Raw genomic sequence first — 26,052 nt, 5'->3', positions numbered from 1 at the left:
TCAGCCCTTCTTCGGCCGCGGCGTCGGAGGCGACAGCAGAAGGCTGCCGGATCCGGAGACCAGGGCGAGTGCGGCGCACTCACGGCTGTCACGGAACTGGCCGTCGGCCTCGGCCGGGTCGAGGGCCGCCTCTACGTCGATGCCCTGGACTTCGGTGATTTCGTCGGTCAAGAACTCGGTGGAAGACATACCACCACTCCTTCACGAGAGATACGTAGTTCTCCATCTCCAAGTTGAACGCCTCGGGCGGAGATGCGCAAAAGGAACGCGACCGCCCTGTGACGGCAAGGGATTCCGGGCTCCGTCCGCCGGGAATTCCCGGACTGCGACCCGGAAATGATTGAACGACCGAAATTTGAAAGAAGAACCGTGAGTGGCGAGGGAATTTCCGAGGGGACGGCTTCTTGAACTGACGCATCATCAACATGTCTGTTCAAGCCGGAAGTCGGTTCCGCATTCCGCGCTCGGTGTCCGTGACCCGGGGTGACGCACGGGCACGGTACGTCAGGGCAGCGGCTGTTCCGCCCAGATGACCTTCCCCGTGGGCGTGTAACGGGTGCCCCAGCGGTCGCAGAGCTGGGCGACCAGGAACAGACCGCGTCCGCCCTCGTCCGTGCTCGCCGCGTAGCGCAGGCGGGGCGAGGTGTTGCTGCTGTCGAAGACCTCGCACACCAGACTGCGGTCGCGCAGCACCCGGACCCGGATGGGGGCGCCGCCGTATCGGATCGCGTTGGTGACCAGCTCGCTCAGGACCAGCTCCGTGGTGAAGGCCATGTCGTCCAGACCCCACTCCGCCAGCCGCCGGGTCACCGAGGCGCGCACCTCACCGACGGCCGCCGGGTCGCTCGGCACCTGCCACTCGGCGACGCGGTCGGCCCCCAGCGCCCGGGTGCCGGCCACGATCAGGGCGATGTCGTCGCTGGGACGGGCCGGGAGGAGGGCGTCGAGGACGGCCCGGCAGGTGTCCTCCGGCGACCGGTCCGCCCGCGCCAGCGCGGTGCCGAGCAGTGCGAGCCCGGCGTCGATGTCGCGGTCCCGGTCCTCGACGAGCCCGTCCGTGTAGAGCACCAGCCGGCTGCCCGCCTCCAGTTCGAGCTCGGCCGTCTCGAACGGCAGGCCGCCCACACCCAGCGGGGGACCGGCCGGCACCTCGGGGAACGTGACCGTGCCGTCGGGACCCACCAGCGCCGGCGGGGGATGGCCCGCCCGGGCGACGGTGCACCGCAGCGTGACCGGGTCGTAGATGGCGTACAGGCACGTGGCGCCGGTGATCGCAGCGGCACTGTCCTCCGCGGCCTCGTCCTGGTCGATGCGGCCGACCAGTTCGTCGAGGAGCGCGAGGAGTTCGTCGGGCGGCAGGTCCAGGGCGGAGAAGTTGTGGACGGCGGTGCGCAGCCGCCCCATGGTGGCCGCGGCGTGCAGCCCGTGACCGACGACGTCCCCCACCACGAGGGCCACCCGCGCGCCGGACAGCGGCAGCACGTCGAACCAGTCCCCGCCCACACCCGCCTGCGCGGGGAGGTAGCGGTAGGCGATCTCCAGGGCGCTCTGCTCGGGCAGGTTGCGCGGGAGCAGACTGCGCTGGAGCGTCACGGCCATCGTGTGCTCGCGGGTGTAGCGGCGCGCGTTGTCGATGGAGACCGCGGCCCGCGCGACCAGTTCCTCCGCCAGGGCCACCTCCTCCGCGTCGAAGGCCTCCGGCTTCTCCGACCGCCAGAAGTTGACCACTCCCATCACCAGCGGTCCCACCCGCACCGGCACGGTGATCAGCGAGTGGATCCCGTACTCCACCACCTGCGCGGAACGCTCCAGGTCCTGGGCGAGCCAGCCCGGCGCCCGCTTCAGGTCGGGCTCCACGAGGGCCTGGCCGGTGCGCAGGCTGCGCGCCTGCGGCGAGGTGTTCACGAAGACGATGCGTTCGCCCACCGGGTACAGGGGCGCGTCCTTGCGGATCCCGCCGGACGCCGTGCGGCGGAGTTCGGTGATGACGTCCGGTTCCTCGCCGTTCAGTACCGCGTCCGCCAGGTCCACGGTGACGAAGTCCGCGAACCGCGGCACGGCCAGCTCGGCCAGTTCCTCACAGGTGCGGGCAACGTCCAGGCTGGAGCCGACGCCGACCCCGGCGTCGTACAGCAGCTTCAGGCGCTCCCGAGCCACGTCGGCCCGGCCGGACAGCGCACGCAGCTCGGTGGAGTCCCGCAGCGTCGCGACACTGCCGGGCGGCCCGCCCCTGAGGTCGGTGGGACGCTGGTTGATCGCCAGCAGCCGGTCCCCGACCAGACGCACCTCGTCCGTGACGACGCGCCCCGAGGCCAGCAGGTCCGCGGTGGCGGGGTCGAGGCCGAGCTTTGAGACGTGCCGGCCCTCGGCGTCCTCGGGCAGGCCGAGCAGCCGGTGCGCCTCGTCGTTGGCGAGCACCAGCCGCCCCTCGCCCCCGGCGATGATCACGCCCTCCCGGACGGCGTGCAGCACCGCGTCGTGGTGTTCGTACATCCGGGTCATCTCGTACGGGCCGAGGCCGTGGGTCTGGCGCAGCAGCCGTCTGCTCACGAGCGCCGTACCCGCCGTCGCCAGGACCAGCGCCGCGCCCGCCGCGGCGATGAGGATCGGCAGCTGCCGGTCGGCGGCGCCGCCCACGTTGGCGGTGGTGATGCCCGCCGACACCAGGCCCGCGACCGAACCGTCGGCAGCCCTGACCGGCACCACGGCCTGCACGAGCGGACCGATCGTGCCCGTGATCTCCTCGGTGAAGGACCGGCCGGCCAGCGCGGGCGCGAGAGTCCCGACGAACTTCTTGCCGATCCGGTCCGGTTTGGGGTGCGTGTAGCGGATCCCGTCGGTGTTCAGCACGACGACGAAGTCCACCTTGGACTGCTTGCGGGCCGCCTCGGCGCGCGGCTGGAGCACCGCGGTCGGGTCGGGGCTCCGCAGGGCCTCCAGCGTGCCCGGCGCGTTGGCGAACGTCTCGGCGACGGCCAGCGAACGGTTGCGGGCCTCCTGCGTGCTGTCGTGCCGCACCTGGAGCACCAGCGCCAGCACCGCGGAGACCACCAGCATCAGCACGATGACGACCTGGAACACGAACACCTGGCCCGCGACGCTGCGTCCGCTCAGCGCCGACCACAACCGGGCGGCGGGCCCGCGTCTGCCGGACCCGCCCGAGCCGCGCGCGTCCTGCCGCGCCCGTCCCGCGTGCGTGCCGTGAGCACGCCCGCGCCCGCGCCCGGGGCGCGGGGCGTCGAGCCGGCGGGTCGACCGGGCCCGGGATCGACCCCATAGTCGGACCATGTGCCCATGTCTACACTGCCGGGCGCCAGGAGGCGAGGGGGCCACATGAGGGCTGACGAAAGCCGCCGCCGCCCCCGCGCGACCGGTCGCGGACCCGTCGGGCCGCCGTACGGGACACCCGGAGGACCCGCCCGTCTCGCGCTACGGGCCGGTAACCCCGGGTTGCGGCCAGCATCCGGTAACGATCGTGCCGCGCACCTTGTGACACGTCTCCCCGCTCATAGCATGCGATCATGTCTTTTCTCTCAAGTCGCCGCAGAAAGCCGCGCCTTGCCCCCGAACTCGACGACGGGGACCTCGGCAGGCTGCTGAAGTCTCTGCGCGCGACGACCAGGTCCGGCACGTTCGGCACGACGGACCTGTGCGTGGCCCAGCTGTCCCGCCTCTTCGAGCAGGACCCGGACGACTGGGACCGGCGGGCGCACCGGATGTCCGTCCTCGCGGACTACCTGTCCGACTCGCACCTGCCGTCCGCGTGGGCGACGCGTGAACCGGGCAACGCGAGCGCGCTGGTCCTCAGCGCCTGGGCCGAACTCGTCCGCAGCCGTGCGGCGGGAGGACTGGCGGACGCGTCGGGCACGGCCAAGCAGTGCCTCCGCGCGTCGGAGATCGACCCCCGCGATCCCGCGCCGTGGGTGGTGCTGCTCGGCATCGCCCGCCTGGAGCGCTACGTGCAGTCGGACGTCTTCGGCGCCTGGAACGAGATCCTCGCCCGCGACCGCTGGCACCGGGAGGCATACCTGAGCATGCTGGCCCACCTGTCCCCCGAGGAGGCGGGCTCGCGGGTCCAGGTGCTCGACTTCATCGACTCCATACGCCCCCGGATGCCCGCGAACGCCCCGTGCGCCGCGGTCGAACTCACCGCCCAGGTCATGCAGTACAACGCCGCTCTCGCCCGTGGGGGAGTGGACGCCCTGGTGGCCCGCAACCACTGGACGAACCCGCAGGCCGTCGAGTCGCTGCAGCGGGCGCACCACACCTGGCCGCAGCCCGCGTTCTTCCACCACGCGAAGAAGCTCGCCGACCTGAACCTCCTCGCCTACGCGCTGATGGCCGCCGACCGCAGGCAGCAGGCCGCCCCCGTCTTCGAAGCCATCGGCACCGCCGTCACCGCCTGGCCCTGGAACAGCACCGGCGATCCGCTGGCCGCCTTCGAGCACGCGCGGAACAGGGCGGGCCTCTGAGGCACCGCCCGAGGGACCGCCCTCACACCGCGGCGGAGCGCCGGGACGCGGACTGGTCGGGGGTGGAGACGGGCACACCGAGCGGGCGGGCGAGGCCCACCACCCCCTCGTCCAGCCGCTGCAGATGCCGCAGCACGCGGCCGGTGACCCGGTCGTGCCGCGGAACACCCGACCGGTCGGTCTCCAGCATGGACGCGAGACTGGCGCCGGTCTCCACCGCACCCGCGTCGTGCCGGTCCTCGACATGGGCCACCAGTGCGTCGATGTTCTGCGCGATGCGCCGGCCGGCCCGCTTCAGCCGCGGATCCGCGGCGACCGTCCTGCTGTGCGGGAGGAGTTCCGCCGTCGCCGCCAGCGACCGCGCGTGGTACGCGCACGTCTCCAGCAGCGCCACCAGGTAGCGGGCGGTCTGCCGCCGGGAGCGCAGCGGAGTGATCGGGTGCGTGAGCGGCTGCGTGGAGGCCCGCAGGTCCTCCAGCGCCGTGTCGAGATCGCGTGCCATGTCCAGCAGGTCGAGCGCGGGTCCGCCGCTCAGCTGCTCCACCGCGGCGCCGGTCACGTCGCCGAGGCGTTCCAGCACCGTGGCGAGCAGTTCGTCGGTCCGGTGGTCGGTGTGCACCGGCAGCACCAGCGCGGCCGCGACGACACCGCAGACGGCACCGAGCGCGGTCTCCTCGATCCGCAGGACGAGCACCTCGGGACTGTAGGTGTTGAGGAGCGTGTACAGCAGGCCCAGCATCGCCGTCACGAAGAACGACATCAGGGCGTACGACAGCGGCGCGGTGAAGAACATCGCGAAGATGAACAGCAGGACCAGCCCGAACGCCGTCCACGTGTGGTTGCCGACCACGCCCGCGAGCAGGACACCGGCGACGACACCGAAGACGGTGCCCAGCAGCCTGCGGTAGCCCTTCACGAGGATCTCGCCGGTGGAGGCCGTGTTCAGGAAGACCACCCAGCAGGTCAGCACCGCCCAGTACCAGCGCTGGCTGGACAGGAACTCGCCGCCGACGATGGCCAGCGCCGACCCCACCGACACCTGGACGGCGGCCCGGGTCGTGGGGCGCCGCAGCCCCGTACGGTCCTCGTCCTCCCGCTGGTTGTCCTCGGCCCCCGCGATGGCGACGTCCTCGGCGTCCAGCTCCTCCCGCGAACGGGTCGTGGCCGGTGAGTCGTCGGACTCGTCCTGCGGCCCGTCGAAGGCGAGCCGCAGGCCCAGCACCGAGCGCGCCGCCTCGCCGATACCGCGGAAGACGTCCTGGACGGCGGCCGGGGCGTGCGGCAGGTTCTCCTCGTCGCGGTAGGCGAGCAGCCGGTTGCGCACGTGCGCGAGCGCGGTGCCGCGGCCGCCGGGCCGGGCGACGAGCATGCGCAGCGCGTCGAGGTCGCGGCGCAGTACGGCCGTGATGTCGTCGTGGGCGCGCAGCCGGTTCCCGGCGGCGGGCACCGGGGCGTTGGGCAGGTGCAGGGTGAGGGTGTCGGCGCGTTCGGCGCTGCGCGCGGTGAGCAGCAGGACCCCCAGCCGCTCGGCGGCGATCTCCGCGTCGGCGACCCGGCGCTGCACGTGCGAGGCGGCGGCGCTGTCGCTGGTCCCCTCCTCCAGCCGGCCCTGGATCATCATGGCCGTCTCGTGGAGGCGGGCGGTGTGCCGCCTCACCTCCTCCAGGGCCTTCTCCATCCGGTCAGGTCCCGCGTCCAGCAGCTCGGTCTGCGCGGACACCAACTGTGCCAGGCGCGCCCGGAAGGCCTCCCGCAGCCGCTTCAGGATGCGTTCGGGTGTCTCCGCCACCAGGCCGAAACGCGCGGCGGCGCTGCACGCGAAGGCGAGCACCAGGGTGAGGCACAGCCCGGGCAGCGTGCCGGAGTCGGCCTGTACGAACAGTGAGACGAAGTAGACCTGGAACCCGATGAGTCCCAGGGCCGTCCCGCGGTCGCCGAACCGGCGGCTGTAGACCGCGCCGAAGATCAGGGCGAGGAAGAAGAGGTCACCCGCGATGACGTGGGTGTTCAGCAGGGCGCCCAGCGACATCGCCGCGAGGGACACGGGCAGGCCGAGCGCGAGGGTGATCGCCTGTTCGCGCCGCTGCTTCTCCCGGATGGCGAAGGTGGCGACCATGGCCGCCATGGCCCCGGCCACCATGTGCGTCACATCGGCGTCCATGAGGGCCAGCACGGCGAGTGCGAGCGCGATGGCGCCCACGGTCCGCAGGCCGGCCATGAGCCGCAGCAGCCCCGGGTCGGACGCCGCGAATCGGTCCCAGGTACCCGTCCAGGTCGGCCGTGTCGCTTTCCTCACCCTGCCGTACGTCCTCGCTCGCCGTCATGATCCGCAAGCTCCAGCATGTCACGGCGCCCCGGCCACGCGGGGCCCCGGGGCGGCGGGCCGTGGTGCGGACGGCGCGGGGCGGCGGGCCGTGGTGCGGGCGGCGCGGGGCGCGCGCCCGCTCAAGGGGGGCGACGCCGCACCACGCGCGTCAGGTCGCGGTCCGCTCGCCCTTGCGGTCGCGGCGCGTGAGGACGCGCTGGATCCGGGTGAGACCGGTGGGGAGGCGTCCGTGCAGGGCGGCCCGTGCGGCGTTCGCACCCGGGGCGCCGTGGACCCCGCCGCCGGGATGCGCGCCGGCGGAGGCGAGGAACAGCCCCTTGACCGGGGTCTCGGGACGCCCGCTGCCCGGCACGGGACGGAAGACCAGCTGCTGGTGCATCGCCGTGGTGCCGCCGTTGATGGCGCCACCGCGCAGATTCGCGTTCATGCTCTCCATCGTGGGCGGCGCCAGGATGCGACGGGCCCGCACGAGGGCGCGGAATCCGGGGGCGAACCGCTCTACCTGGGCCTCCACCCGGTCGGCCATCGCCTCCTGCTCGCGCCGGTCCCAGGCACCGGTCAGTCCGTCGTCGCCCGCGTCACCGGTGATCCGCTGCGGCACGTGGGTGTAGGCCCACGCGGATTCGGTGCCGAGGGGCGAGCGGGTCGGGTCCGCCGTGGTCATCTGACCGAAGATGGCGAACGGCCGGTCGGGGACCTGATGCATGGCGATCTGTGCCGCGAACCTGGTCAACTCGTCCACGCCGTCGGCGAGATGGACCGTGCCCGCCGACGCCGCCCGCTCCGCGGTCCACGGCACGGGCCCGTCGAGGGCCCAGTCCACCTTGAAGGTGGCGAAGTCCCACTGGAAACGGCGCAGGTCGGCGAGGAGTTGCGCGGGCAGGTGCGCCTCGTCGACGAGAGCGCCGTAGAGCATGGGCACGGAGACGTCGGCCAGGACGGCGCGGTTCGCGGCGACGGCCTCCCCGGCGGCCGTGCGCACGCCGACGGCCCTGCCTCCCCGCACCACCACCTGGCTGACGCGCTCACCGCAGCGGACCACGCCGCCGCGCTTCTCCAGCCGGCGCACCAGGGCGCGGGTGAGGGCGCCCGCTCCGCCGGCCGGCACCGGGAAGCCGTACGTCTGGCCCAGCATGGACATCAGCCAGCCGAAGCCGCCGCTGCCCGCGGCCTCGGGGGCGAGGTCGGCGTGCAGGGCGTTTCCCGCGAGCAGGAGCCTGCCGCCCTGACCCTCGAACTCCTCCTCGCCCAGCCGCCGTACCGGCAGTACCAGGGACCGGGCCAGCCGCAGGCCGCCCGCCCCGCGCAGCCGCACGGCCAGCCGTGCCCCGGCGCGCACGGGCGGGAAGGGGGTGAACAGGGCCTCGACGATGTCGGGCCCCAGCCGTGCCCAGATCCGGTGCAGTTCCCGCCAGGCATCGCCGTCCGCGGGGCTGAACTCGCTCAGGGCGGCGGCGGTGTCGTCGAGGTCGCGGCCCAGCAGGGCGCAGCTGCCGTCGGTCAGGGGGTGGGCCAGCACGTACGGGGCGTGGCTCCAGCGCAGTCCCTCACGTTCGAGGTGCAGACCGGCCAGGACCGGGGACGCGGCGGCCAGCGGATAGAACGAGCTGAACAGGTCGCTGACGTAGTCGGGGTGTACCCCGCGGTCGTGCCGGACCGCGCCGCCCGGTTCGCTCTGCTCCTCCAGGACCTCCACGCTCCAGCCCGCGTCCGCCAGCAGGTTGGCTGCCACCAGACCGTTGGGCCCGGCGCCGATCACCACCGCGTCCGGCATGTTCTGCCTCCTGTGTCGCCGGGGCGGGCCCGGCCGCGGGCGGAAGGCGCCGCGGTGGGGTCCGCCGGGTCCTACCGGCTCGCGAGCCCGGTGAGGGAACGGTTCTCGCACAGGTCCGCCAGCCGGTTGAGCATCGCGCGATGGCGCAGCTGGACCAGTACCTCGAAGGCGGCGTTGTGCAGCGTGCCTCCGGCACCGCGCAGCGGGTGCTCGTCGACGATCAGCAGGGTGTCGTCGCCCCATTCCCGGACGTCCAGGGCGATCCTGGCCGTGCCCAGGGGGCCGGAGTTGGCTTCGAGTTCGAGCTGCCGCGGGGGTTCGCAGCGGCGTACGACGGTCTGGTTGCTCACCGTCCAGGGACCCATCCGCACGTCGAAGGTCAGGGCCGCCCCGACCTCGGGCCACCGTCCCTCGGCGGGCCGGGTGTCGGACGTGCCGACCACCCATTCGCTGTAGCAGTCGGGGTCGGCCAGGACGGCCCACACCACGTGGGGAGGCCTCTTGATGAGCTGGTGCCGCACAGCCATGCAACCCTCCTGGGGGAAACCGGTGTTCGCAGCTCGGCGCTGTCCGTCCGAGATGGCTGCACTCAGGTTTCCATCTTTGGCGGAGTTACGCCTTTTCTGCCGGGACCGGCGGCACGGGCCCTCGCGCTCCCGCTCCCCCCGGGGGCGGGACGGACGTCCGCAGGCCGTCCTCGCGGCCCGCGGTTAGCGTGGTGACCATGCCTGATGCCGATTCGCGTCGTACCGGCCCGCTGGCGGGCCGCGTGGTGGTGGTCACCGGAGCCTCCCGCGGCCTCGGGGCGGCCATGGCACGCGTCCTCTCCGAGCGGGGCGCCGTCGTGGCCCTGCTGGGGCGGCAGCCGGAGACGATCTCGGCGGTCGCGGACACGCTGCCCTGCCGGGCGGGGTGGTGGGAGGCCGACGTCACCGACGACGCCGCCATGGAGCACGCCGCCGCCCGGATCCGCGTACGCCTGGGCACCCCGTCCGCGGTCATCGCCAACGCCGGCGTCGCCGAGGGCGGGCCGTTCGCCGAGTCCGACCCGGCGACCTGGCGGCGCGTGATCGACGTGAACCTGACGGGCAGCGCGATCACCGCCAGGGCGTTCCTCCCGGACCTCGTCGCGACGCGCGGCCACTACCTGCAGATCGCGTCCCTGGCCTCCATCGGGGCCTCCCCGATGATGAGCGCCTACTGCGCCTCGAAGGCCGGCGTGGAGTCCTTCGCGCACGCCCTCCAGGCCGAGGTGGCCCACCAGCGCGTCGCCGTGGGGATCGCCTACCTCAACTGGACCGACACGGACATGATCCGGGACGCGGACCGGCACGCCGTACTGCGGGAACTGCGGGCGCACATGCCGGCTCCGGCCCGGAAGGTCTACCCGGTCGAGCAGGTCGCCGAGCGCATGGTGACGGCCGTCGAACGGCGCTCCCGTGCCGTCTACGTACCCGGCTGGCTGCGGTTCGCCCAGATCACCCGGGCGGTCCTGCCGCCCCTGGTCACCCGGATCTCCCGGACCGAGCTTCCCCGGCTGGCGGCCGCCGCCGAGTTCGAGGCGACCGGCCTGCTGGGAGCGGGGGCCCGCGACGACCCCGCCGCCAGGCGCGGGGGCAGCGCACAGCGGCCGGGGTGACGCGGGCCGGACCGTCGTCAGCACGGACGGACGCGAGACCGACGCGACCGTCCGCGGGCGTCTAGGTGAGGGGCCCCGGGTGCGGGGTCGGCGGCACGGGGTCCGGGCCGGCCGGCTGCGGAGGGGCCGGCGGGACCGGGTCCGGCGCCGGCGCGGGCACGGGACCGGGCGCGGGGCCGGGCTGCGGATCCGTCGGTCCGGGCGGCGGAGTCGGGTTCGGCGGGGTGGGGTCGGTCGGCGGGAAGCTCATCGGCCACCTTCTCTCTCGGCGGACAGGGATCGCCTCACGGGTTCCCCGCGCACCACGATCATGCCTCCGACACCCCTTTCGCACGGATGTGCCGCCGGCGGAAGGCTCACCGTGTGCGGTCCCGCCAAGCGGATCATCTCGGGCGTTCCCTGGTATGAGCCGCCGGAGTGCGGGGATCTGGGGATCCATGAACGTTCCTCAGCACCAAGAAGGACCCGACCGCGCCCACCGGCGGCCGGACGGCGTCGACGACACCACCGTGGAAGCCCTCGGCGCCCTCTCGAAGGCGCTGGAGACGACGGAACGGGCCCGCGGTCACCTCTACGCGTTCCACCAGCTGACCGGCACGGCCGACCTGGAGCTCGACCGGGCGGTGGCGCTGCTGCGCAAGGCCGGGCACGGCGAGTACGGCGACCGGGTGGAGCGGGACATCCTGGGCCGCAACGTGATCCCCGGGCACTGGACGTTCCAGATCGTGGAGGCCTACAACGCCACCTACTACGAGCCGTTCAAGGACCTGGAGAAGCAGGCGCGGGACGACCTCGTCGAAGGACGCGACCACCTGTACGAGGCGGAGATGAAGGAGGACCGGCGCACCACGGGCCACCCGGACCACGCGGCGAGGCCCGGCCGGGCCTGACCCGGCGGCGGTGAGCGGCGCCCCCGCCCGGGGGCGCCGCGGCGCTACTTGACGACGGTCGACCAGTCGGGCGACTGCGCGGGGTCCAGGCTGCGCAGGCGTTCCAGCACGGCGGGCTTCTGCGCGTCCATCCAGTCGGCCAGCTCACGGAAGGACACGCAGCGGACGTCCTTGCGGACGCACACCTTCTTGATCACGTCGTCGACGGACTTCATGTAGATGCCGCCGTTCCAGTTCTCGAAGTGGTTGCCGATGAACAGCGGGGCCCGGCTGCCGTAGTACACGCGGTTGAAGCCGTTGAGATAGGTCTGCGTGGTCTCCTCGCGCCACTTGTCGTACTGGGCCGGTTCGCCGTCGGTCTCACCGTCGGACTGGTTGTAGAGGAAGTTGAAGTCCATGGACAGGCCCTGGTACTTGCCGCCCTCGTACGGAAGCATCTGCAACGGGAAGTCCCAGACGCCGTCCTTCTTCGCCGGCCAGATCTGGAAGTCGCCCGCCGAGCTGGCGTCGTAGCGCCAGTCGAAGCTCTTGATCGCCTTGAGCAGGTTCTTCTGGCCCTCCAGGCACGGCGCGCGACCGCCCACGATCTCCTTCTCCGCGTCGAAGGGCAGGGCCGGCAGGTCGCTGTAGCCGGTGTTGGTCTTCCACTTCTCGACGAACGAGTAGAACTGGCTGATCTCGCTCTTCCACTCCGCGACGCTCCAGTCGCCGCCGCCCTTTGCTCCGCAGAAGTGGCCGTTGAAGTGGGAACCGATCTCGTTCCCGTCCTTCCACGCCTTGCCCAGCTCCGTCAGCGTGGTGCGGATGTGCTCGTCGGTCGGGTAGCTGATCGCCGAGTCGCCCGGGTCGTGCATCGGGGGGTGGTAGAGCGTCTTCTTGTCCTTAGGCAGCAGGTAGATGCCGGTCAGGAAGAACGTCATGTGGGCGTTGTACTCCTCGGCCATCTCCCGGTAGTGCGAGAAGAGCTGGTCGTCGCCCTGCAGTGCGCCGTCCCAGGAGAAGACCACGAACTGGGGCGGCTTCTCGCCGGGCTTGAGCGGCTCGGCCTTGAGCCCGCCGCGCTGCGGCCCGGTGTAGGAGGTGGAGCCGTCCCCGATCACCTTCGTCCTGCCGTCCCACCGGGGTTCCTTCCCCTTGGCGGTCCCGGCGCCGGGCGACTTGCCGACCGCCGACCCGCTGGGCGCCGGGTCGTCCTTCATGCCCCACACGACCAGAGGCACGGTGATGCAGGAGACGACCAGGGCGACGGCCGCCATCAGGATCCTGGGGCGGGCCTTCAGTCGGCCGAGGACGTCGGCGGCGCTGCGGCGGCGGCGCCGGCGGTGGGCGTTGGAGTTCATCGGTGGCGCATTCTGCGAGGAGGGAGAGCGGAGCGGAATGGTGCCGTCGGCGCTCGCGTCAGCTGAGCGGGCTCATGGCACGCGACCAGATGTCGTAGGGGACGGAGGTGGCGGGCGTACCGGCCACGCCTTTCAGCGGGAGGGGTTCCAGGCTTTCGGACAGGTCCATGCGGTAGGTGACGACCGCCGTGGACACCGAGCGGTGGGTGCCCACGTACCAGCCGGCGGTGTCCTTCTGGGTGGTGCCGCCCTTGCCCGCGACCGTCGTCGAGGCCGGCGCCGCGTCCGGGTGCTGGGTGCGGAAGGACTCCCTGAGCGCCTCGGTGACCTGGCCCGCGACCTCGGCTCTGATCGCTCGGCGGGGTTTGGGTGTGCTCAGCGCGACGACACTGCCGTTGCGGGTGATGCGGCGCACCGAGTAGGGCTCGGTGTGGGTGCCCTCGGCGGCGAAGGTGGCGTATGCGCTGGCCATGCGGATCGCGCTGGGGGTCGAGCTGCCCAGCGACAGCTCGGGGACCTGCGGGCCCATGCTGGAGGACAGCAGTCCGGCCGCCTGAGCGGTCAGGCGCACCTTGTCGAGGCCGGTGTCCAGGCCGAGCTGCATGAACGGCGCGTTGACGGACGAGGCGAGCGCCTTGTGCAGGGGGATCTGTCCCCAGGACTTGCCGTCGTCGTTGTGGGCGGTCACCTTCTTGCCGCTGCGGTCCCAGTAGGGGCCCTCGGGCGTGGTGACGGGCACGTCGTCGTCCCCGTTGTAGACGGAGTCGGGGCCGATGACGGTGGTGGTCGTCGTGTCCCGCTCCTTGCGCACACCGTGTTCCAGTCCGGCCGCGTAGACGAACGGCAGGAACGCGGAGCCCGCCGGGACGGTCGTCGCGTTGGACTCGTTGTAGCCCTGCTTGCGGTGGTCCGGGCCGCCGTGGACGGCGAGGATCCGGCCGTCGTCGGCGACGGAGGCGGCTCCGTAGTGCGCGGTCTTCGCCTTGTCGGGGTCGTCCTTGCGGGCTGCCTTGCGCGCGCGGGCGACGGCCGCGGTCAGGGCGTTCTCCCGCTTGCGGTCGAAGGTGGTGTAGATCTGGTAGCCGCCCAGGTCGAATTCCTGGTCGGAGATGTGCGCGGACTTCTTGGCGTACTGGGTCGCCAGCTCGACGAGGTAGTCGCTCTGGTGGCCGGTGTCGTAGACCTGGGACTGCTTGAGGGGCTCGGGGAACTCGGTGTACTTCGCCCGCTGGGACGCCGACAGCTTGCCGGTCCTCACCATGCCGTCGAGGATCCAGGACCAGCGTTCCACGGCCCGGGCGTGGTTGCCGCCGCTGAGCGAGGGGTCGTAGAGGCCGGCACCCTTCAGCAGCGAGGCGAGGAAGGCGGCCTCGCTGACGTTGAGTTCGCTGACCTCCTTGCCGTAGTACGCCTGCGCGGCCCGCTGGATGCCGTAGGTGCCCCGGCCGAACCAGCTGGTGTTGAGGTAGCCCTCCAGGATCTGGTCCTTGCTCATCTTCTGGTCGAGCTTGATGGCCATCATGGCCTCGGTGAGCTTGCGGCCCACCGACCGGTCCTGGGAGAGGTACACGTTCTTGACGTACTGCTGGGTGATGGTGGAGCCGCCCTGCGTGTCGCCCTCGCCGACGGTGCGCCACAGCGCGCGGGTGATGCCGCTGGCGGAGATGCCGGGGTCGGAGTAGAAACTCTGGTTCTCCGCGGCCAGCACGGCCCAGCGCACCTGCTCGGGGATGTCCTTGAGCGGCATCTCCTGGCGTCGCACCCACCCGGTACGGGCCATGGGCGTCCCGTCCGACCAGAAGTAGACGTTGTCCTGCTGGGTGGCGTACGTGTTGAGGTTGTCCGGGATCTCCGTGGTGGCGTAGGCGACGCCCAGGAGGGAGGCGGTGGCGGCGAAGAGCGTCAGGAAGGCGCCCAGCCACTGGCGCCAGGACGGTATCCAGCGCCGCCAGTCGGTGCGGCCCGGCCGCGGGTACTTCGGACGCAGCCGCCGGGCGTAGGGCGCGGCGCCCTCGAGGACGGGGGCGAGGCGTGCGGAGACGGCGGCCGCCACGACGCCCGAGGCCTTCGACGGTCCGGGTTTGCGGCGGGGCCCGCTGCGCGGCTCCACGGGCTTCGGCAGGTCCGACACCCGGAGCGCCATGGTGGCTTCCGGGTCGGTGCGGGCGGGCCGGCCGGGGGAGGCCGCGGGGGTGTCACCGGTACGCGGCGGCTTCGCGGCACCCGGCTTCGGGGCGCCCGGCTTCGGAGCGCCCGGCTCTGCGGCACCTGACTTCCCGGCACCGGACCTGTCGGCGCCCGACTGCGCGGCGCCGGACCTGGCGGCGCCCGGCTTCGCGGCGTCCGGCTTCGGGTGCAGGGCCCGGGCCCTGGCCGCGAGCGCCTCGAGGTCGGGCGTCCGGAGGGCCATGGTGGCCTCCGGATCGGTGCGCTCCCGCGGGCGGGGTGCGGGCTCCGGGGCGTCCGGGACCCGCAGCGCCATGGTGGCTTCGGGATCGGTGCGCGGCGGCGCGTCGGCGTCCCGGCCGGACCGCTCCGCGGCGCCGGGGCGGGACGGTGCCGGTTCCTCGCCGTCGGACGGGGGCGTGCGGCGGGCGGGCTCGGGGGAGCCGGACTGCTGCGGGGCGTCCTCGCGACGGTGCGGGCCGCCGCTCTCCTCGGGTCTAGCCATGGAAGGTTTCCGGCCGCGGCCCCCCGCCGGGGTGCACCTCGCGTATTCGCTGCCATGACGTGGACATGCCTGCGTCTCCCTCGCACTCAGTCTTGCTCGCGCGGGTCGATGCAGCTGCCGCGCACGCGGCTGCGAGCCCCCCTCCCCGACCTTTCGGTACATCGCGGCACCCACAAATTATCAGTGGTCACAGTGATCTCTTCCGTCGGATACCAGACAGAAAGCGGACAGTTGCATTCCGTTTCGGTCACGTGAAGGACGCGGCGGGCCGCCGAGCCGGTTCCCGGTTCACCGCAGCGGGATGATCACTTCGTCCTCGACGGGCGGCTCCAGTTCCTGAGCACGGTTCCCGGTGGCCGAAAAACAGCGCAGGCGGACCGCGTCCGGGCCGACGTCCAGGCGCAGGAAGCACTTGAAGAAGGGCGGACTGTACGTCGCCGATCCCGGCGAGAAGAGCTGCGTGTACGTCTTGCGCACGGGGAGCCGGAACCCTGCGTGCCGGCCGGGGCGGCGGCCCGCGCCCAGCAGCCCCGCCACCAGCCGGGCGCGCCGGGTGATGCGCACGGGCGTCCCCGGAGTGCGGGTCGGACGGATACCGAGCCGCTCGGCGATCACCGCGGTCGCCTCTGCCTCGCCGAGCGTGAAGAAGCGGCGCATCCGCAGCCGCCGTCCGTAGAGCCTGCTGTAGAAGGCCAGCGAGTCACCGCGCAGGGGGTAGCAGCGGAAGTCGTCCTCGGTGACGCCGGCGACGGAGACCCGGGGAATGGTGTGGGTGGCGTGCATGAACGCGCCGCCGCCCCCGGCGACCACGTACTGGACGGTGCGGCCGTCCACCCGCACCGGGTAGCGCTGGTAGTTGTGGATGTCCCCGCCTATCGCCGCGACGTAGTGGTGGCGGGGGTCGCGGACGATGTCGTCGACCGTGCCGCCGCCCTCGATGGCGCAGGGATGGTGCTCCCCGTCCACGTACAGGGGGGAACCGGTGATCAGGATCTTCGGGACGTCCCCCGCGGACACCTCGCGCAGCCACCGGCCCTGCTCGGCGTCGACGGTGCCCAGGAGCCCGGTGTCGATGCCGACGATGCGCACAGGTCCCGCGTCGATCGCCCAGTACGGGCCGGGCTGCACGGCCTGTTGAGCCGGTGCGGAGCGCAACGCGCGTGCCGCGGCGAGGCGTTGCTCGTCGACCGGGCGTGGCCTGTGCCACAGCAGCGAACGCAGCCACGCCGACGCCGGTCGGCGGGAGGCTGGCTGCGGGGCGAGGGGCGGGGCGTCGCAGAAGACGCGCATGAAGCCCTGGAGGTCCTCGTACCAGTCGTGGTTGCCGGGTATCGCGTAGACGGGTGCCTGATAGTCCTGGTACGGCCGGAAGAACTTCGTGCCGTACTCGTCGGCGCTGCCCACCGGATAGACCACGTCGCTGGCCAGGACGGCGAAACTCGTGTCCTGACCGACCTTCAGAAAGCCCGGCACGACGGCGTACTGGGAGTCGTCGCCCTCGCCGGTGTCCCCGATGACCATGAAGGAGAAGCGGTCCGGAACGTCGCGCCGGATCACGCGGTCCGCGGGGGCGCCGGCGGCCGCGCGCTGCCGTGCCCAGCGGCTGCGGGTGCGGCCCGTGGGGTCCCCGAACCACGACGCCAGCACGCCGTTGCGGGCCGGCCACAGCGTCCTCGGGTCCAGCCACGACAGTTTCTCGACCCGCTGCGGCATCAGGCGCTTGTAGTCCCCGGGCTCCGAGGCGCCCCAGCCGGCGCCCCCGGCGGTGTCCCGTGAAGAGTCAGCCATCGGGGAACCGTAACAACGAGTCCGTCCGCCCCGGCGGCCGGGCCATGCCTTCGGCCCACGCACCGGACGCCGGACGCCCCTCCCAACTCGCCTCGTATCCCGCCCACTTCGCGCGCGCGGCACGGCAACCGGCCCTGTTCGAAAAGGTCATGTGAAATCCGGTAGGCGTCCCCGAGGGGAATTCCCGCTGTCAATGTTCTCGCCATTGAAAAGCACCCTTTTCAATCACTCGATCACGCCTCGGAATCAGCCCGTTGCCGCGAGTCAACCCGGGCGGCTATTTGTTTCGATCATTTCAGGAACGGGAATTTCCCCTTTAGTGCTTCGGACAGGAGGCACGTCCGTGGGAGCTGGCTCAGAAACCCGGGTGTGTCCCGTACCTCCTCAGGCGCCGCTCCCCAGGTGACGTTCACCTTTCGAAGGAGTTGCCCCACCATGAGTGTCACGGTCCGAATCAAGCAGCATCCGCACGACGACGCTCCCGACACCGCCGCCGCCTTCGAGCACCTGCGCGGCCTGCCCGACGGCCCGGAGCGACAGGCCCTGCGCGAGGAACTGGTCGGGGCCTGGCTGCCGATGGCCGAGCGCATCGCGGGCCGGTTCCGGGGCCGGGGCGAATCCGCCGAGGACCTGTGCCAGGTCGCCGCCCTCGGTCTGGTCAAGGCCGTCGACCGCTACGACCCCGCCCGCGGCAACGCCTTCGAGAGCTACGCCATCCCCACCATCACCGGTGAGATCAAGCGCCACTTCCGTGATCACATGTGGCTGCTGCATGTACCCCGGCGCGTCCAGGACCTGCGGAACCGCGTCCGTACGGCGGTGAAGGAACTGTCGCAGACAGCGCCCGGGCACAACCCGTCCCTCGCCGAGATCGCCGCCGAGGCACAGCTGACCGAGGACGAGGTGCGCACAGGCCTGGAGGCGCTCGACAGCTTCACCGCTCTCTCGCTCGACGCCGAACTGCCCGGGAGCGACGACGGCTACGCGCTGGGGGACGCGCTCGGCCAGCCGGACGCCGGATTCGACCTGGTCGTCGACCGGGAGTCCGTGAAGCCCTGCCTGCGAGCCCTGCCGGAACGCGAGCAGACCATCCTCTACCTGCGGTTCTTCCGCGGCATGACGCAGAGCGGGATCGCGCAGCAGCTCGGTATCTCGCAGATGCACGTCTCCCGGCTGCTCAGCGGCTGCTACGACAAGGTGCGCGCGGGCACGCTGGCGGAGGAGCCGGAGCGGGAATGAGGTCAGGGACGCTCGGCCGGGACGGGCCGAAGCGCGGGCCAGCGGGCGAGCATGCGCCGGCGCATTTCGGTGCAGAGACTGCTCACGCCGCTGAGCGAGGGGTGCTCGGCCGTCATCCGGCCGACGACCCCGAGGCGGTGGACGAGCCGTTGCCGGGCGGTCGCGGTGCCCCACGTCCAGTCCTGGTGCGGAATCCGGGCCAGATGATCGGTGCCCTCGCGGTGTGCCCGTTCGACCAGCGCGTCACCGCGGAGCAGCCAGCCGGCGCAGGCGTCGGCAAGGCCGTCGGGGATCTCTGAGCCGGTCACGAGACGCCACTCCTTCCGGTACGCGCTCTCCGCCCGTGCCAGCAGCGCCTCCGGCGCCGACGTGACACACCAGCACGTCGGGAAACCGATGCGCAGGTAGGCAAGTTCCATCAGGCCGTTGCCCAGCGACGCCTGCTCGAAATCGATGAACCTGATCCCCGCGGCGGTGTGGAGGTCGTTGCCGGGACAGGGATCCCCGTGCAGAAGGGCATGGCCGGGTGCCTGGCCGAGCCGGTCCACGAGGCCGGTGAGCTCCCCGGACACGCCGGCGCCGACAGGAACCTCCAGAGCCCCGGCCAGCCGCAGGAAGGACTCGGCATCGGCCTGATTCGGGCCCTGCCACCGGGGGAGCACCCCGGCGTCCTCCGGACGGCCGGTGGCATGCAGCCGCGCCAACGCGGTCGCGTAAGCGACGATCCAGTCCCCGGCCGGGCGCCGGTGGGCCAGGTGCTCGAGCACCAGGATCCGCCGGCCGGGATCGGTGGCCAGCATCGTGGGCACGACGGGCCGCCCGGCCCGGGCGGCGAGGCGCAGCGCGGCCACCTCGCGGGCGTACCGCTCGTCGGCGTCAGGACCGCCGACGACCTGCTTCAGCACGGCCGTCGTCTCCGGCAACTCGACGCGCCACACGCGTGAGCGAGGGCTGCTGTCCAGTGCGTGGAAGCGCCGGGGCGCTCCCAACTCGGCCCGCAACCCGTCCCCGAACGGCAGTCGCCCCCACATGGGCTCATCCTGCCACGCGGCCGGACGACGTGGCCGGAACGCCGGGTGGCGCGGCCGCATCGGGTCGCACTCCGCGTCGGGGGGCGCGGCCCGGTGCCGATGGCCCGTACGGGCCACCACAGCGCGTCGGTCCCGCCCGGACGGGTGCGGTCACTGGGCCCGCTCGTCACCCCCCGCGCTCACCAGCACCACCTCCAGGGTCCGTGGGCCGTGCACGCCCTCGACCCGGTCCAGCTCGATGTCGCTCGTCGCGGACGGTCCGGAGATCCAGGTCAGCGGGCGCTTCGGGTCCAGGCGGCCGAGGGCCAGGGGGACGGAGGAGACGACCTGGTCGGGCACTCGTACGACGCAGACGTGGTGGTCGGGGACCAGCGTGATCCGGCGGCGGCCCTGGTCGGGGCCGCCGTCCAGGACGATGGTGCCGGTCTCGGCGATCGCCACCGCGCAGCCCGTGACGACGCTCTCCACCCGGTCCAGCTCGTGCGCGGTGCTCACGGCGCGGTCGTGGATCCGGGTGGGGTCGGCGGCCGACATCCACTCGGGCGGCAGCCCCGGCGGCACGAGGACGTACCGCGACCCCCGCGCGGCCAGCAACCGCATGATGAGGTACGGCAGTTCGCCGGGATCCGTGCGGTGCACCACCGCCCGGTAGTCCGCGAGGTTCTCCGCCAGCAGATCCACCGTCTCGGCGACGCTCCGCTCCCCGTGCTCGCGCAGATAGTCCCTCGCGAAGGCCTGCTCGTACGGCGTGTCGTCCGGCCGGACGTCGGCGATCGCGCGCCGTACCCGGCCCAGGATCACGTCCCTGCTGCTCACTTGGGGTCCTTTCCGCCGTGCGTACGCTGCCACCAGTCGCGGAACGGTTCCGCGGGAACCGCCGGCAGCTCACGGCCGGCACTCCACGCCCTGCCGGGGCCGGGCAGCGTCCGCGGATGGAAACGGCGCGTCCGCGACGCCAGCCGCTGGCCGGCGCGCAGCGCGCCCGGACGGGTGAACGTCCACCGTGCCGCGCGCATCGCGGCCCGTTCCGCGGCGTGCCCCTTGGCGGGTTTCAGGACGACCCTGGCGCCGTCGCGGGTCACCGCGCCGCCCTCGACCACCCGCTCCCGCAGATGCACCAGCACCTCGGGGATGTCGATGGCGACGGGGCAGACGTCGTAGCAGGCGCCGCAGAGGGAGGAGGCGTAGGGCAGCGAGGCGTCGATCTCGCTCCCGGTGCCCCGCAGTTGGGGACTGAGGATCGCGCCGATCGGGCCCGGGTACACCGAGCCGTACGCGTGCCCGCCGGCCCGCTCGTACACCGGGCAGACGTTGAGACAGGCGGAGCAGCGGATGCAGCGCAGGGCCTGCCGGCCGACCTCGTCGGCGAGCGTGTCGGTGCGGCCGTTGTCCAGGAGGACCAGGTGGAAGTGGCGGGGGCCGTCCCCCTCGGCGGTGCCGGTCCACGTGCTGGTGTACGGGTTCATGCGCTCGGCCGTCGAGGAGCGGGGGAGGGTCTGGAGGAACACCTCCAGGTCCTGCCAGGTGGGCACGAGCTTCTCGATGCCGACGACCGAGATCAGCGTCTCGGGCAGGGTCAGGCACATCCGGCCGTTGCCCTCGGACTCCACGACCACCAGGGTGCCGGTCTCGGCGACCATGAAGTTGGCGCCGGAGATGCCGACCTTGGCGCGCAGGAACTTCTCCCGCAGGTGGAGGCGGGCCGCCTCGGCCAGCTCGGCGGGCGTGTCGGTGAGACCCTCGGGCGCCGGGCGGCCCCATTCGCCCATCTCCCGCGCGAAGATCTCCCGGATCTCCCCGCGGTTGCGGTGGATGGCCGGGACCAGGATGTGCGAGGGCCGGTCCCTGCCCAACTGCACGATGAGCTCGGCGAGGTCGGTCTCGTACGCGCGGATGCCCTCGGCCTCCAGCGCCTCGTTCAGCCCGATCTCCTGCGTCGCCATCGACTTGACCTTGACGACCTCGCTCTCGCCGGTCGCCTTCACGAGGTCCGCGACGATCCGGTTGGCCTCGTCGGCGTCGGCGGCCCAGTGCACGGTGCCCCCGGCCGCCGTGACCGACTCCTCCAACTGCACCAGGTAGCGGTCGAGGTGACGGAGTGTGTGGTCCTTGATCCGCTTGCCCGCCTCGCGCAGGGCCGCCCAGTCACCGAGTTCGGCGACCGCGTGCGCGCGCTTGGCGCGGATCGTGTGCGTCGCGTGGCGCAGATTGCCGCGCAGCGTCGGGTTGTCGACGGCCTCGCGCGCCGCCGCGGGGAAGGCCGGCATGCCGACGAAGGTCCCGCTCATGCCAGGGGCTCCTCTTCCGTGCTCGCCAGGATCTCCGCGATGTGCACCGGCCGCATGTCCGTGCGGAGCCGGGCCATGGTGCCGCCGATGTGCATGAGGCAGGAGTTGTCCGCCGCGCACAGCACCTGCGCGCCCGTCGACTCGGCGTGGCGCACCTTGTCGGTGCCCATCGCCATCGAGACGTCGGGGTTCTTCACCGCGAAGGTCCCGCCGAAGCCGCAGCACTCCTCCGCACCCGGCAGCTCACGCAGTTCGAGCCCCCTCACCGCCTCCAGCAGCCGGCGCGGCCTCGCTCCCAGGCCCAGGCCGCGCAGCCCGTGACAGGTCGGGTGGTACGTCACCGTGTGCGGGTAGTACGCGCCGACGTCGGTCACCCCGAGGACGTCGACGAGGAACTCGGTGAGCTCGTACGTCTTCGGCACGACCGCGGCGAGCCTCGCCGCGAGGGCGCCCCCGCGGCCCTCCGACCGCGCCCGCGCACCCATCCGCGGATACAGCTCCCGGACCATCGCGCCGCACGACCCGGACGGCGTCACGATCGCCTCGTAGGCACCGAACACATCGGAGAAGTGCCGGGCCATCGGCTCGGCCTCGTGCCGGTACCCGGTGTTGTAGTGCGCCTGCCCGCAACACGTCTGCGCCATCGGGAAGTCGACCTCGACCCCCAGCCTGGTCAGCAGTTTCACCACGGCGCGGCCCGTGTCCGGATAGAGCGTGTCGTTGACACAGGTCAGGAACAGGGCGACACGCATCGCGGCTCCTCGGGGTCGGTCATCGGATGGGTACTGGGTCCCGCCCCACGCGCTCAGCGTAGTGGGGGACCGGACGGGCGGCGCGGCACGGGCGTCCTCGCTCACCGGCCGGTGAGGCGGCTCTCCGCCGCTTCCCACGCCGCCGGGTCGCCGCACGGTTCGTACCGCACCAACGGCTGCGTGTGTGCGAGGAGTTCGCGCATGGCGGCGCGGTCGCCGACCAGGCCCCGGGCGCGGGCCTGGACGAGGACGTTGCCCAGGGCCGCCGCCTCGGACGGGCCTGCCACGACCGGCAGGCCGCAGGCGTCCGCGGTGAGCCGGCACAGCAGGGCGTTGCGGGTGCCGCCGCCGACGATGTGCACGACGTCGACCGGATGGTCGGCGAGCGCCTGCGCCTCGGTGACCGCCCTCCGGTGCGCGAGCGCGAGGGAGTCGAGGATGCAGCGGGTGATCTCCGCCCGCGACTCGGGCACCGGCTGGCCCGACGCCCGGCACGCCTGCGCGATCCGGGCCGGCATCCGGCCGGGCGCGAGGAACGCCGTGTCGCCCGCGTCGACGACGGAGCGCAGCGACGGCACCTCGGCCGCGTCCCGGAGCAGCCCGGCCAGGTCCGGGCCGCCCCATTCCCGTACGCACTCCTGGAGCAGCCACAGGCCCATGATGTTGCGCAGGAAGCGGACCGTGCCGTCCAGCCCCAGCTCGTTGGTGAAGTTGGCCGCGCGGCTCTCCTCGGTGAGGACGGGCGCGTGCAGTTCCAGGCCCGCCAGGGACCAGGTACCGGTGCAGATGTACGCGAAGCGCTCACCCGCGGCGGGGACGGCGGCCACCGCGGACGCGGTGTCGTGCGAGCCGACGGCCGTCACCGGCACCGGCCCCGTCAGCCCGGTCTCCTGGAGGACGTGCGGCCGCAGCAGTCCCGCGGGGTCGCCGGGTCTGCGCAGCGGGGCGAACAGCTTCAGGTCGATGCCGAGCCGGTCCGCCACGTCGCGGGACCAGTCGCGTGTGCGCGGGTCGATCAGCTGCGTGGTGGAGGCGTTGGTCAGCTCGGTGCCCGCCTCGCCGGTGAGCCAGTACGTCAGCAGGTCGGGGATGAGCAACAACCGCTCGGCATAGGCCAGTTGGGCCGATGGCCGGGCGGCCGTCAGCTGGTAGAGCGTGTTGAAGGGCGCGTACTGCAGCCCGGTCGCCGCGTACAGCTCGGCGGCCGGCACCGTCTCCCACACCCGCTCCGCGACGCCCTGCGTGCGGGGGTCGCGGTAGTGCACCGGATTGCCCAGCAGCGCCCCGTCCGCGTCGAGCAGCCCGTAGTCCACCGCCCAGCTGTCGATGCCCACGGAGTCGACCTGCCCCGCGGCCCGCAGGCCGTCCAGGACACCCGCGTACAGCGCGAGGATGTCCCAGCGCAGCCCCTCGGGGACGCGCACCGGGCGGTTGGGGAAGCGGTGCGCCTCGGTGAGCTCCAGCGACCCGGGGCCCACGCGGCCGACCATGACGCGCCCGCTGGACGCGCCCAGGTCGACCGCGGCGTACGTCTGCACGGCCGTCACCGCAGGAAGGCGGCGGCCACGCCGGCGTCGACCGGGACGTGCAGGCCGGTGGTGTGGGTCAGGTCGCCGCCCGTCAGGGCGAACACCGCGTTCGCGACGTGCTCGGGCAGCACCTCCCGCTTCAGGATGGTCCGCTGGGCGTAGAACTCGCCGAGCTTCTCCTCCTCGATGCCGTACGTGGCCGCGCGCTGCGCGCCCCAGCCCCCCGCGAAGATTCCGGAGCCGCGTACGACGCCGTCCGGGTTCACGCCGTTGACCCGGATGCCGTGCTCTCCCAGCTCGGCTGCCAGCAGTCGCACTTGGTGGGCCTGGTCGGCCTTGGTCGCGGAGTAGGCGATGTTGTTGGGGCCGGCGAAGACCGCGTTCTTGGAGGCGATGTAGACGATGTCGCCGCCCAGCCGCTGCCGGATCATCACGCGGGCCGCCTCGCGCGAGACGAGGAAGGAGCCGCGGGCCATGATGTCGTGCTGGAGGTCCCAGTCGCGGGCCGTGGTCTCCAGGAGCGGCTTGGAGATGGAGATGCCCGCGTTGTTGACCACGAGGTCGATGCCGCCGAAGGCGAGCACGGCCGCCCTGAACGCGTCGGCGATCTGCTCCTCGGAGGTCACGTCGACGGCCACGGCGACGGCCTTGTCCGGTCCGCCCAGCTGCTCGGCGACCTGTGCCGCGCCCTCCGCGTTCAGGTCGGCGACCACCACACAGGCACCCTCGGCGACCAGCCGCTCGGCGATCGCCCTGCCGATCCCGCTGCCGGCTCCCGTCACCAGTGCCACACGCGTGGCGAGCGGCTTCGGCTTCGGCATCCGCCGGAGCTTGGCCTCCTCCAGCGCCCAGTACTCGATGCGGAACTTCTCCGACTCCTCGATCGGCGCGTACGTGGAGACCGACTCGGCCCCGCGCATCACGTTGATCGCGTTGACGTAGAACTCGCCCGCCACCCGCGCGGTCTGCTTGTCCTTGCCGAAGCTGAACATGCCGACGCCGGGGACCAGCACGATCGCCGGGTCCGCGCCGCGCATGGCGGGGGACTGGTCGTCGGCGTGCCGGCTGTAGTAGGCCGCGTACTCCTCGCGGTACTCGGCGTGCAGCTCCCCGAGGCGGGCGACCGCGTCGTCGAGGGAGGCGGACGGCGGCAGGTCCAGGACGAGCGGCCGGACCTTCGTGCGCAGGAAGTGGTCCGGGCAGGAGGTGCCGAGGGCGGCGAGCCGGGGGTGCTCGGCGCTCGCCAGGAAGTCCAGGACGACCTCGGAGTCCGTGAAGTGGCCGACCTGCGGGCGGTCCTGGGAGGCGACGGCGCGCACGTACGGCGCGAGAGCGGCGGCCCGCTCCCGGCGCTCGGCGTCGGGCAGCGCCTCGTACCCGGGCAGCACCGGTCCGAACGGCTCGGCCTTCCCGCGCTCGGCGAGGAACGCCTCCGCGGTGCGGATGATGTGCAGCGAATTGCGCTCGCACTCCTGCGCGGTGGCGCCCCACGCCGTGATGCCGTGGCCGCCGAGGACACAGCCGACGGCCTGCGGGTTGGCCTCCTTGACGGCCGCGATGTCCAGGCCGAGCTGGAAGCCGGGGCGGCGCCAGGGCACCCACACCACGCTGTCGCCGAAGCACTCGGCGGTGAGCTTCTCGCCGTCCGCCGCGCAGGCCAGCGCGATCCCGGAGTCGGGGTGCAGATGGTCGACGTGCGCCGCGTCCACCAGTCCGTGCATCGCCGTGTCGATGGAGGGGGCCGCGCCCCCCTTGCCGTGCAGGCAGTAGTCGAACGCGGCGACCATCTCGTCCTCGCGCTCCACCCCCGGGTACACGTCCGTCAGGGCGCGCAGCCGGTCGAGGCGGAGCGCCGCGAGACCGGATTCGGTGAGGGTGCCGAGGTCGCCGCCGGACCCCTTGACCCACATCAGCTCGACGTCGCCGCCGGTCACCGGGTCGGTCTCGGTTCCCTTGGCGGACGTGTTGCCGCCCGCGTAGTTCGTGTTGCGCGGATCGGCGCCGAGCCGACGCGAACGGGCCAGCAGAGCGGCGGCTTCGGGATGGGGTGCCATGTTCCGGGTCCTTAGAGAGAGTGTGAACGAGTACGCGTGTCGTACGAGAGGCGCGGACTTCCGCGCGTTGAGCTGTGCCCCGCAAGGGGCGCGGGGAACTGCGCGACCGGCCCACCCCGACCGGGGGGCGGCCACCGGCTTCAGGCTCTACGGCGAGCGTCCGGCTGTGCCCCGCAAGGGGCGCGGGGAACTGCGCGACCGGCCCACCCCGACCGGGGGGCGGCCACCGGCTTCAGGCTCTACGGCGAGCGTCCGGCTG

General features: G+C 72.6%; 19 protein-coding genes. 5 read left to right on the top strand and 14 right to left on the bottom strand.

Going from position 1 to position 26,052, the window contains the following annotated elements; genetic code table 11:
• Complete coding sequence (locus ACFYP4_RS10945; RefSeq protein WP_358852101.1) at positions 1 to 189, bottom strand: hypothetical protein; 189 nt, start codon at positions 187 to 189, stop codon at positions 1 to 3.
• Positions 190 to 504: 315 nt separating this feature from the next.
• Positions 505 to 3,057 carry a SpoIIE family protein phosphatase gene (locus tag ACFYP4_RS10940; protein WP_388785066.1) on the bottom strand — a complete coding sequence of 851 codons (2,553 nt, stop codon included), beginning with the start codon at positions 3,055 to 3,057 and terminating at the stop codon, positions 505 to 507.
• 7 nt (positions 3,058 to 3,064) lie between these two features.
• Between ACFYP4_RS10940 and ACFYP4_RS10935 the strand changes: the two genes are divergently transcribed.
• Together ACFYP4_RS10935 and ACFYP4_RS10930 are read left to right on the top strand one after the other, a co-directional pair.
• On the top strand, positions 3,065 to 3,205 hold the full coding sequence (locus ACFYP4_RS10935; protein ID WP_358852100.1) for a hypothetical protein: 141 nt from the start codon (positions 3,065 to 3,067) through the stop codon (positions 3,203 to 3,205).
• Positions 3,206 to 3,521: 316 nt separating this feature from the next.
• Complete coding sequence (locus ACFYP4_RS10930) at positions 3,522 to 4,472, top strand: hypothetical protein (protein WP_388784720.1); 951 nt, start codon at positions 3,522 to 3,524, stop codon at positions 4,470 to 4,472.
• 22 nt (positions 4,473 to 4,494) lie between these two features.
• Here the strand turns inward: ACFYP4_RS10930 and ACFYP4_RS10925 are convergent, their stop codons facing one another.
• The 3 genes from ACFYP4_RS10925 to ACFYP4_RS10915 all read right to left on the bottom strand — a co-directional run bounded on the left by ACFYP4_RS10925 (position 4,495) and on the right by ACFYP4_RS10915 (position 9,099).
• Positions 4,495 to 6,768 carry an FUSC family protein gene (locus tag ACFYP4_RS10925; RefSeq protein WP_388784717.1) on the bottom strand — a complete coding sequence of 758 codons (2,274 nt, stop codon included), beginning with the start codon at positions 6,766 to 6,768 and terminating at the stop codon, positions 4,495 to 4,497.
• 178 nt (positions 6,769 to 6,946) lie between these two features.
• Entirely contained in the window at positions 6,947 to 8,572 is a 1,626-nt protein-coding gene (locus tag ACFYP4_RS10920) for a phytoene desaturase family protein (RefSeq protein WP_388784714.1), read from the bottom strand.
• 71 nt (positions 8,573 to 8,643) lie between these two features.
• Positions 8,644 to 9,099 carry an SRPBCC family protein gene (locus ACFYP4_RS10915; RefSeq protein WP_358852097.1) on the bottom strand — a complete coding sequence of 152 codons (456 nt, stop codon included), beginning with the start codon at positions 9,097 to 9,099 and terminating at the stop codon, positions 8,644 to 8,646.
• 197 nt (positions 9,100 to 9,296) lie between these two features.
• On the opposite strand from ACFYP4_RS10915, the gene ACFYP4_RS10910 reads away from it, so the two are divergent.
• Together ACFYP4_RS10910 and ACFYP4_RS10905 are read left to right on the top strand one after the other, a co-directional pair.
• On the top strand, positions 9,297 to 10,211 hold the full coding sequence (locus ACFYP4_RS10910) for an SDR family oxidoreductase (protein WP_388784711.1): 915 nt from the start codon (positions 9,297 to 9,299) through the stop codon (positions 10,209 to 10,211).
• A gap of 437 nt (positions 10,212 to 10,648) precedes the next feature.
• Complete coding sequence (locus tag ACFYP4_RS10905) at positions 10,649 to 11,101, top strand: hypothetical protein (protein ID WP_388784708.1); 453 nt, start codon at positions 10,649 to 10,651, stop codon at positions 11,099 to 11,101.
• 44 nt (positions 11,102 to 11,145) lie between these two features.
• Here ACFYP4_RS10905 and ACFYP4_RS10900 read toward each other — a convergent pair whose 3' ends face one another.
• The 3 genes from ACFYP4_RS10900 to ACFYP4_RS10890 form a co-directional block, all read right to left on the bottom strand.
• The gene (locus ACFYP4_RS10900) at positions 11,146 to 12,441 is read right to left on the bottom strand and encodes a hypothetical protein (RefSeq protein WP_358852094.1); all 1,296 of its coding nucleotides are present in this window, start codon (positions 12,439 to 12,441) and stop codon (positions 11,146 to 11,148) included.
• A 58-nt stretch (positions 12,442 to 12,499) separates the two neighbouring features.
• Positions 12,500 to 14,584 (bottom strand): transglycosylase domain-containing protein, encoded by a 2,085-nt coding sequence (locus ACFYP4_RS10895; RefSeq protein WP_388785064.1) that lies wholly within the window; start codon positions 14,582 to 14,584, stop codon positions 12,500 to 12,502.
• An 816-nt stretch (positions 14,585 to 15,400) separates the two neighbouring features.
• Entirely contained in the window at positions 15,401 to 16,900 is a 1,500-nt protein-coding gene (locus tag ACFYP4_RS10890) for a metallophosphoesterase (RefSeq protein ID WP_358852093.1), read from the bottom strand.
• A 435-nt stretch (positions 16,901 to 17,335) separates the two neighbouring features.
• Here ACFYP4_RS10890 and ACFYP4_RS10885 point away from each other — a divergent pair, with 435 nt between their 5' ends.
• On the top strand, positions 17,336 to 18,139 hold the full coding sequence (locus ACFYP4_RS10885; RefSeq protein ID WP_388784703.1) for a SigB/SigF/SigG family RNA polymerase sigma factor: 804 nt from the start codon (positions 17,336 to 17,338) through the stop codon (positions 18,137 to 18,139).
• A gap of 2 nt (positions 18,140 to 18,141) precedes the next feature.
• Here the strand turns inward: ACFYP4_RS10885 and ACFYP4_RS10880 are convergent, their stop codons facing one another.
• The 6 genes from ACFYP4_RS10880 to ACFYP4_RS10855 all read right to left on the bottom strand — a co-directional run bounded on the left by ACFYP4_RS10880 (position 18,142) and on the right by ACFYP4_RS10855 (position 25,793).
• Positions 18,142 to 19,170, bottom strand: a complete 1,029-nt coding sequence (locus ACFYP4_RS10880; protein WP_388784700.1) for a phosphotransferase family protein — start codon at positions 19,168 to 19,170, stop codon at positions 18,142 to 18,144.
• Between the two features lie 150 nt (positions 19,171 to 19,320).
• On the bottom strand, positions 19,321 to 19,986 hold the full coding sequence (locus ACFYP4_RS10875; protein ID WP_388784697.1) for a lactate utilization protein C: 666 nt from the start codon (positions 19,984 to 19,986) through the stop codon (positions 19,321 to 19,323).
• On the bottom strand, positions 19,983 to 21,458 hold the full coding sequence (locus ACFYP4_RS10870; protein ID WP_358852089.1) for a LutB/LldF family L-lactate oxidation iron-sulfur protein: 1,476 nt from the start codon (positions 21,456 to 21,458) through the stop codon (positions 19,983 to 19,985). The genes ACFYP4_RS10875 and ACFYP4_RS10870 overlap by 4 nt, the downstream gene beginning before the upstream one ends.
• On the bottom strand, positions 21,455 to 22,210 hold the full coding sequence (locus ACFYP4_RS10865; RefSeq protein WP_358852088.1) for a (Fe-S)-binding protein: 756 nt from the start codon (positions 22,208 to 22,210) through the stop codon (positions 21,455 to 21,457). The genes ACFYP4_RS10870 and ACFYP4_RS10865 overlap by 4 nt, the downstream gene beginning before the upstream one ends.
• 101 nt (positions 22,211 to 22,311) lie before the next feature.
• The gene (locus ACFYP4_RS10860; protein WP_388784694.1) at positions 22,312 to 23,748 is read right to left on the bottom strand and encodes a rhamnulokinase family protein; all 1,437 of its coding nucleotides are present in this window, start codon (positions 23,746 to 23,748) and stop codon (positions 22,312 to 22,314) included.
• A gap of 5 nt (positions 23,749 to 23,753) precedes the next feature.
• Complete coding sequence (locus ACFYP4_RS10855; RefSeq protein WP_388784691.1) at positions 23,754 to 25,793, bottom strand: bifunctional aldolase/short-chain dehydrogenase; 2,040 nt, start codon at positions 25,791 to 25,793, stop codon at positions 23,754 to 23,756.
• Positions 25,794 to 26,052: the final 259 nt, after the last annotated feature.

The organism is Streptomyces sp. NPDC005551 (genome assembly GCF_042871785.1).
In the GTDB taxonomy this organism is placed as follows: Bacteria; Actinomycetota; Actinomycetes; order Streptomycetales; family Streptomycetaceae; genus Streptomyces.
The sequence above is the reverse complement of the archived record's forward strand: the minus strand, read 5'-3'. Positions and strand labels throughout refer to the sequence as shown.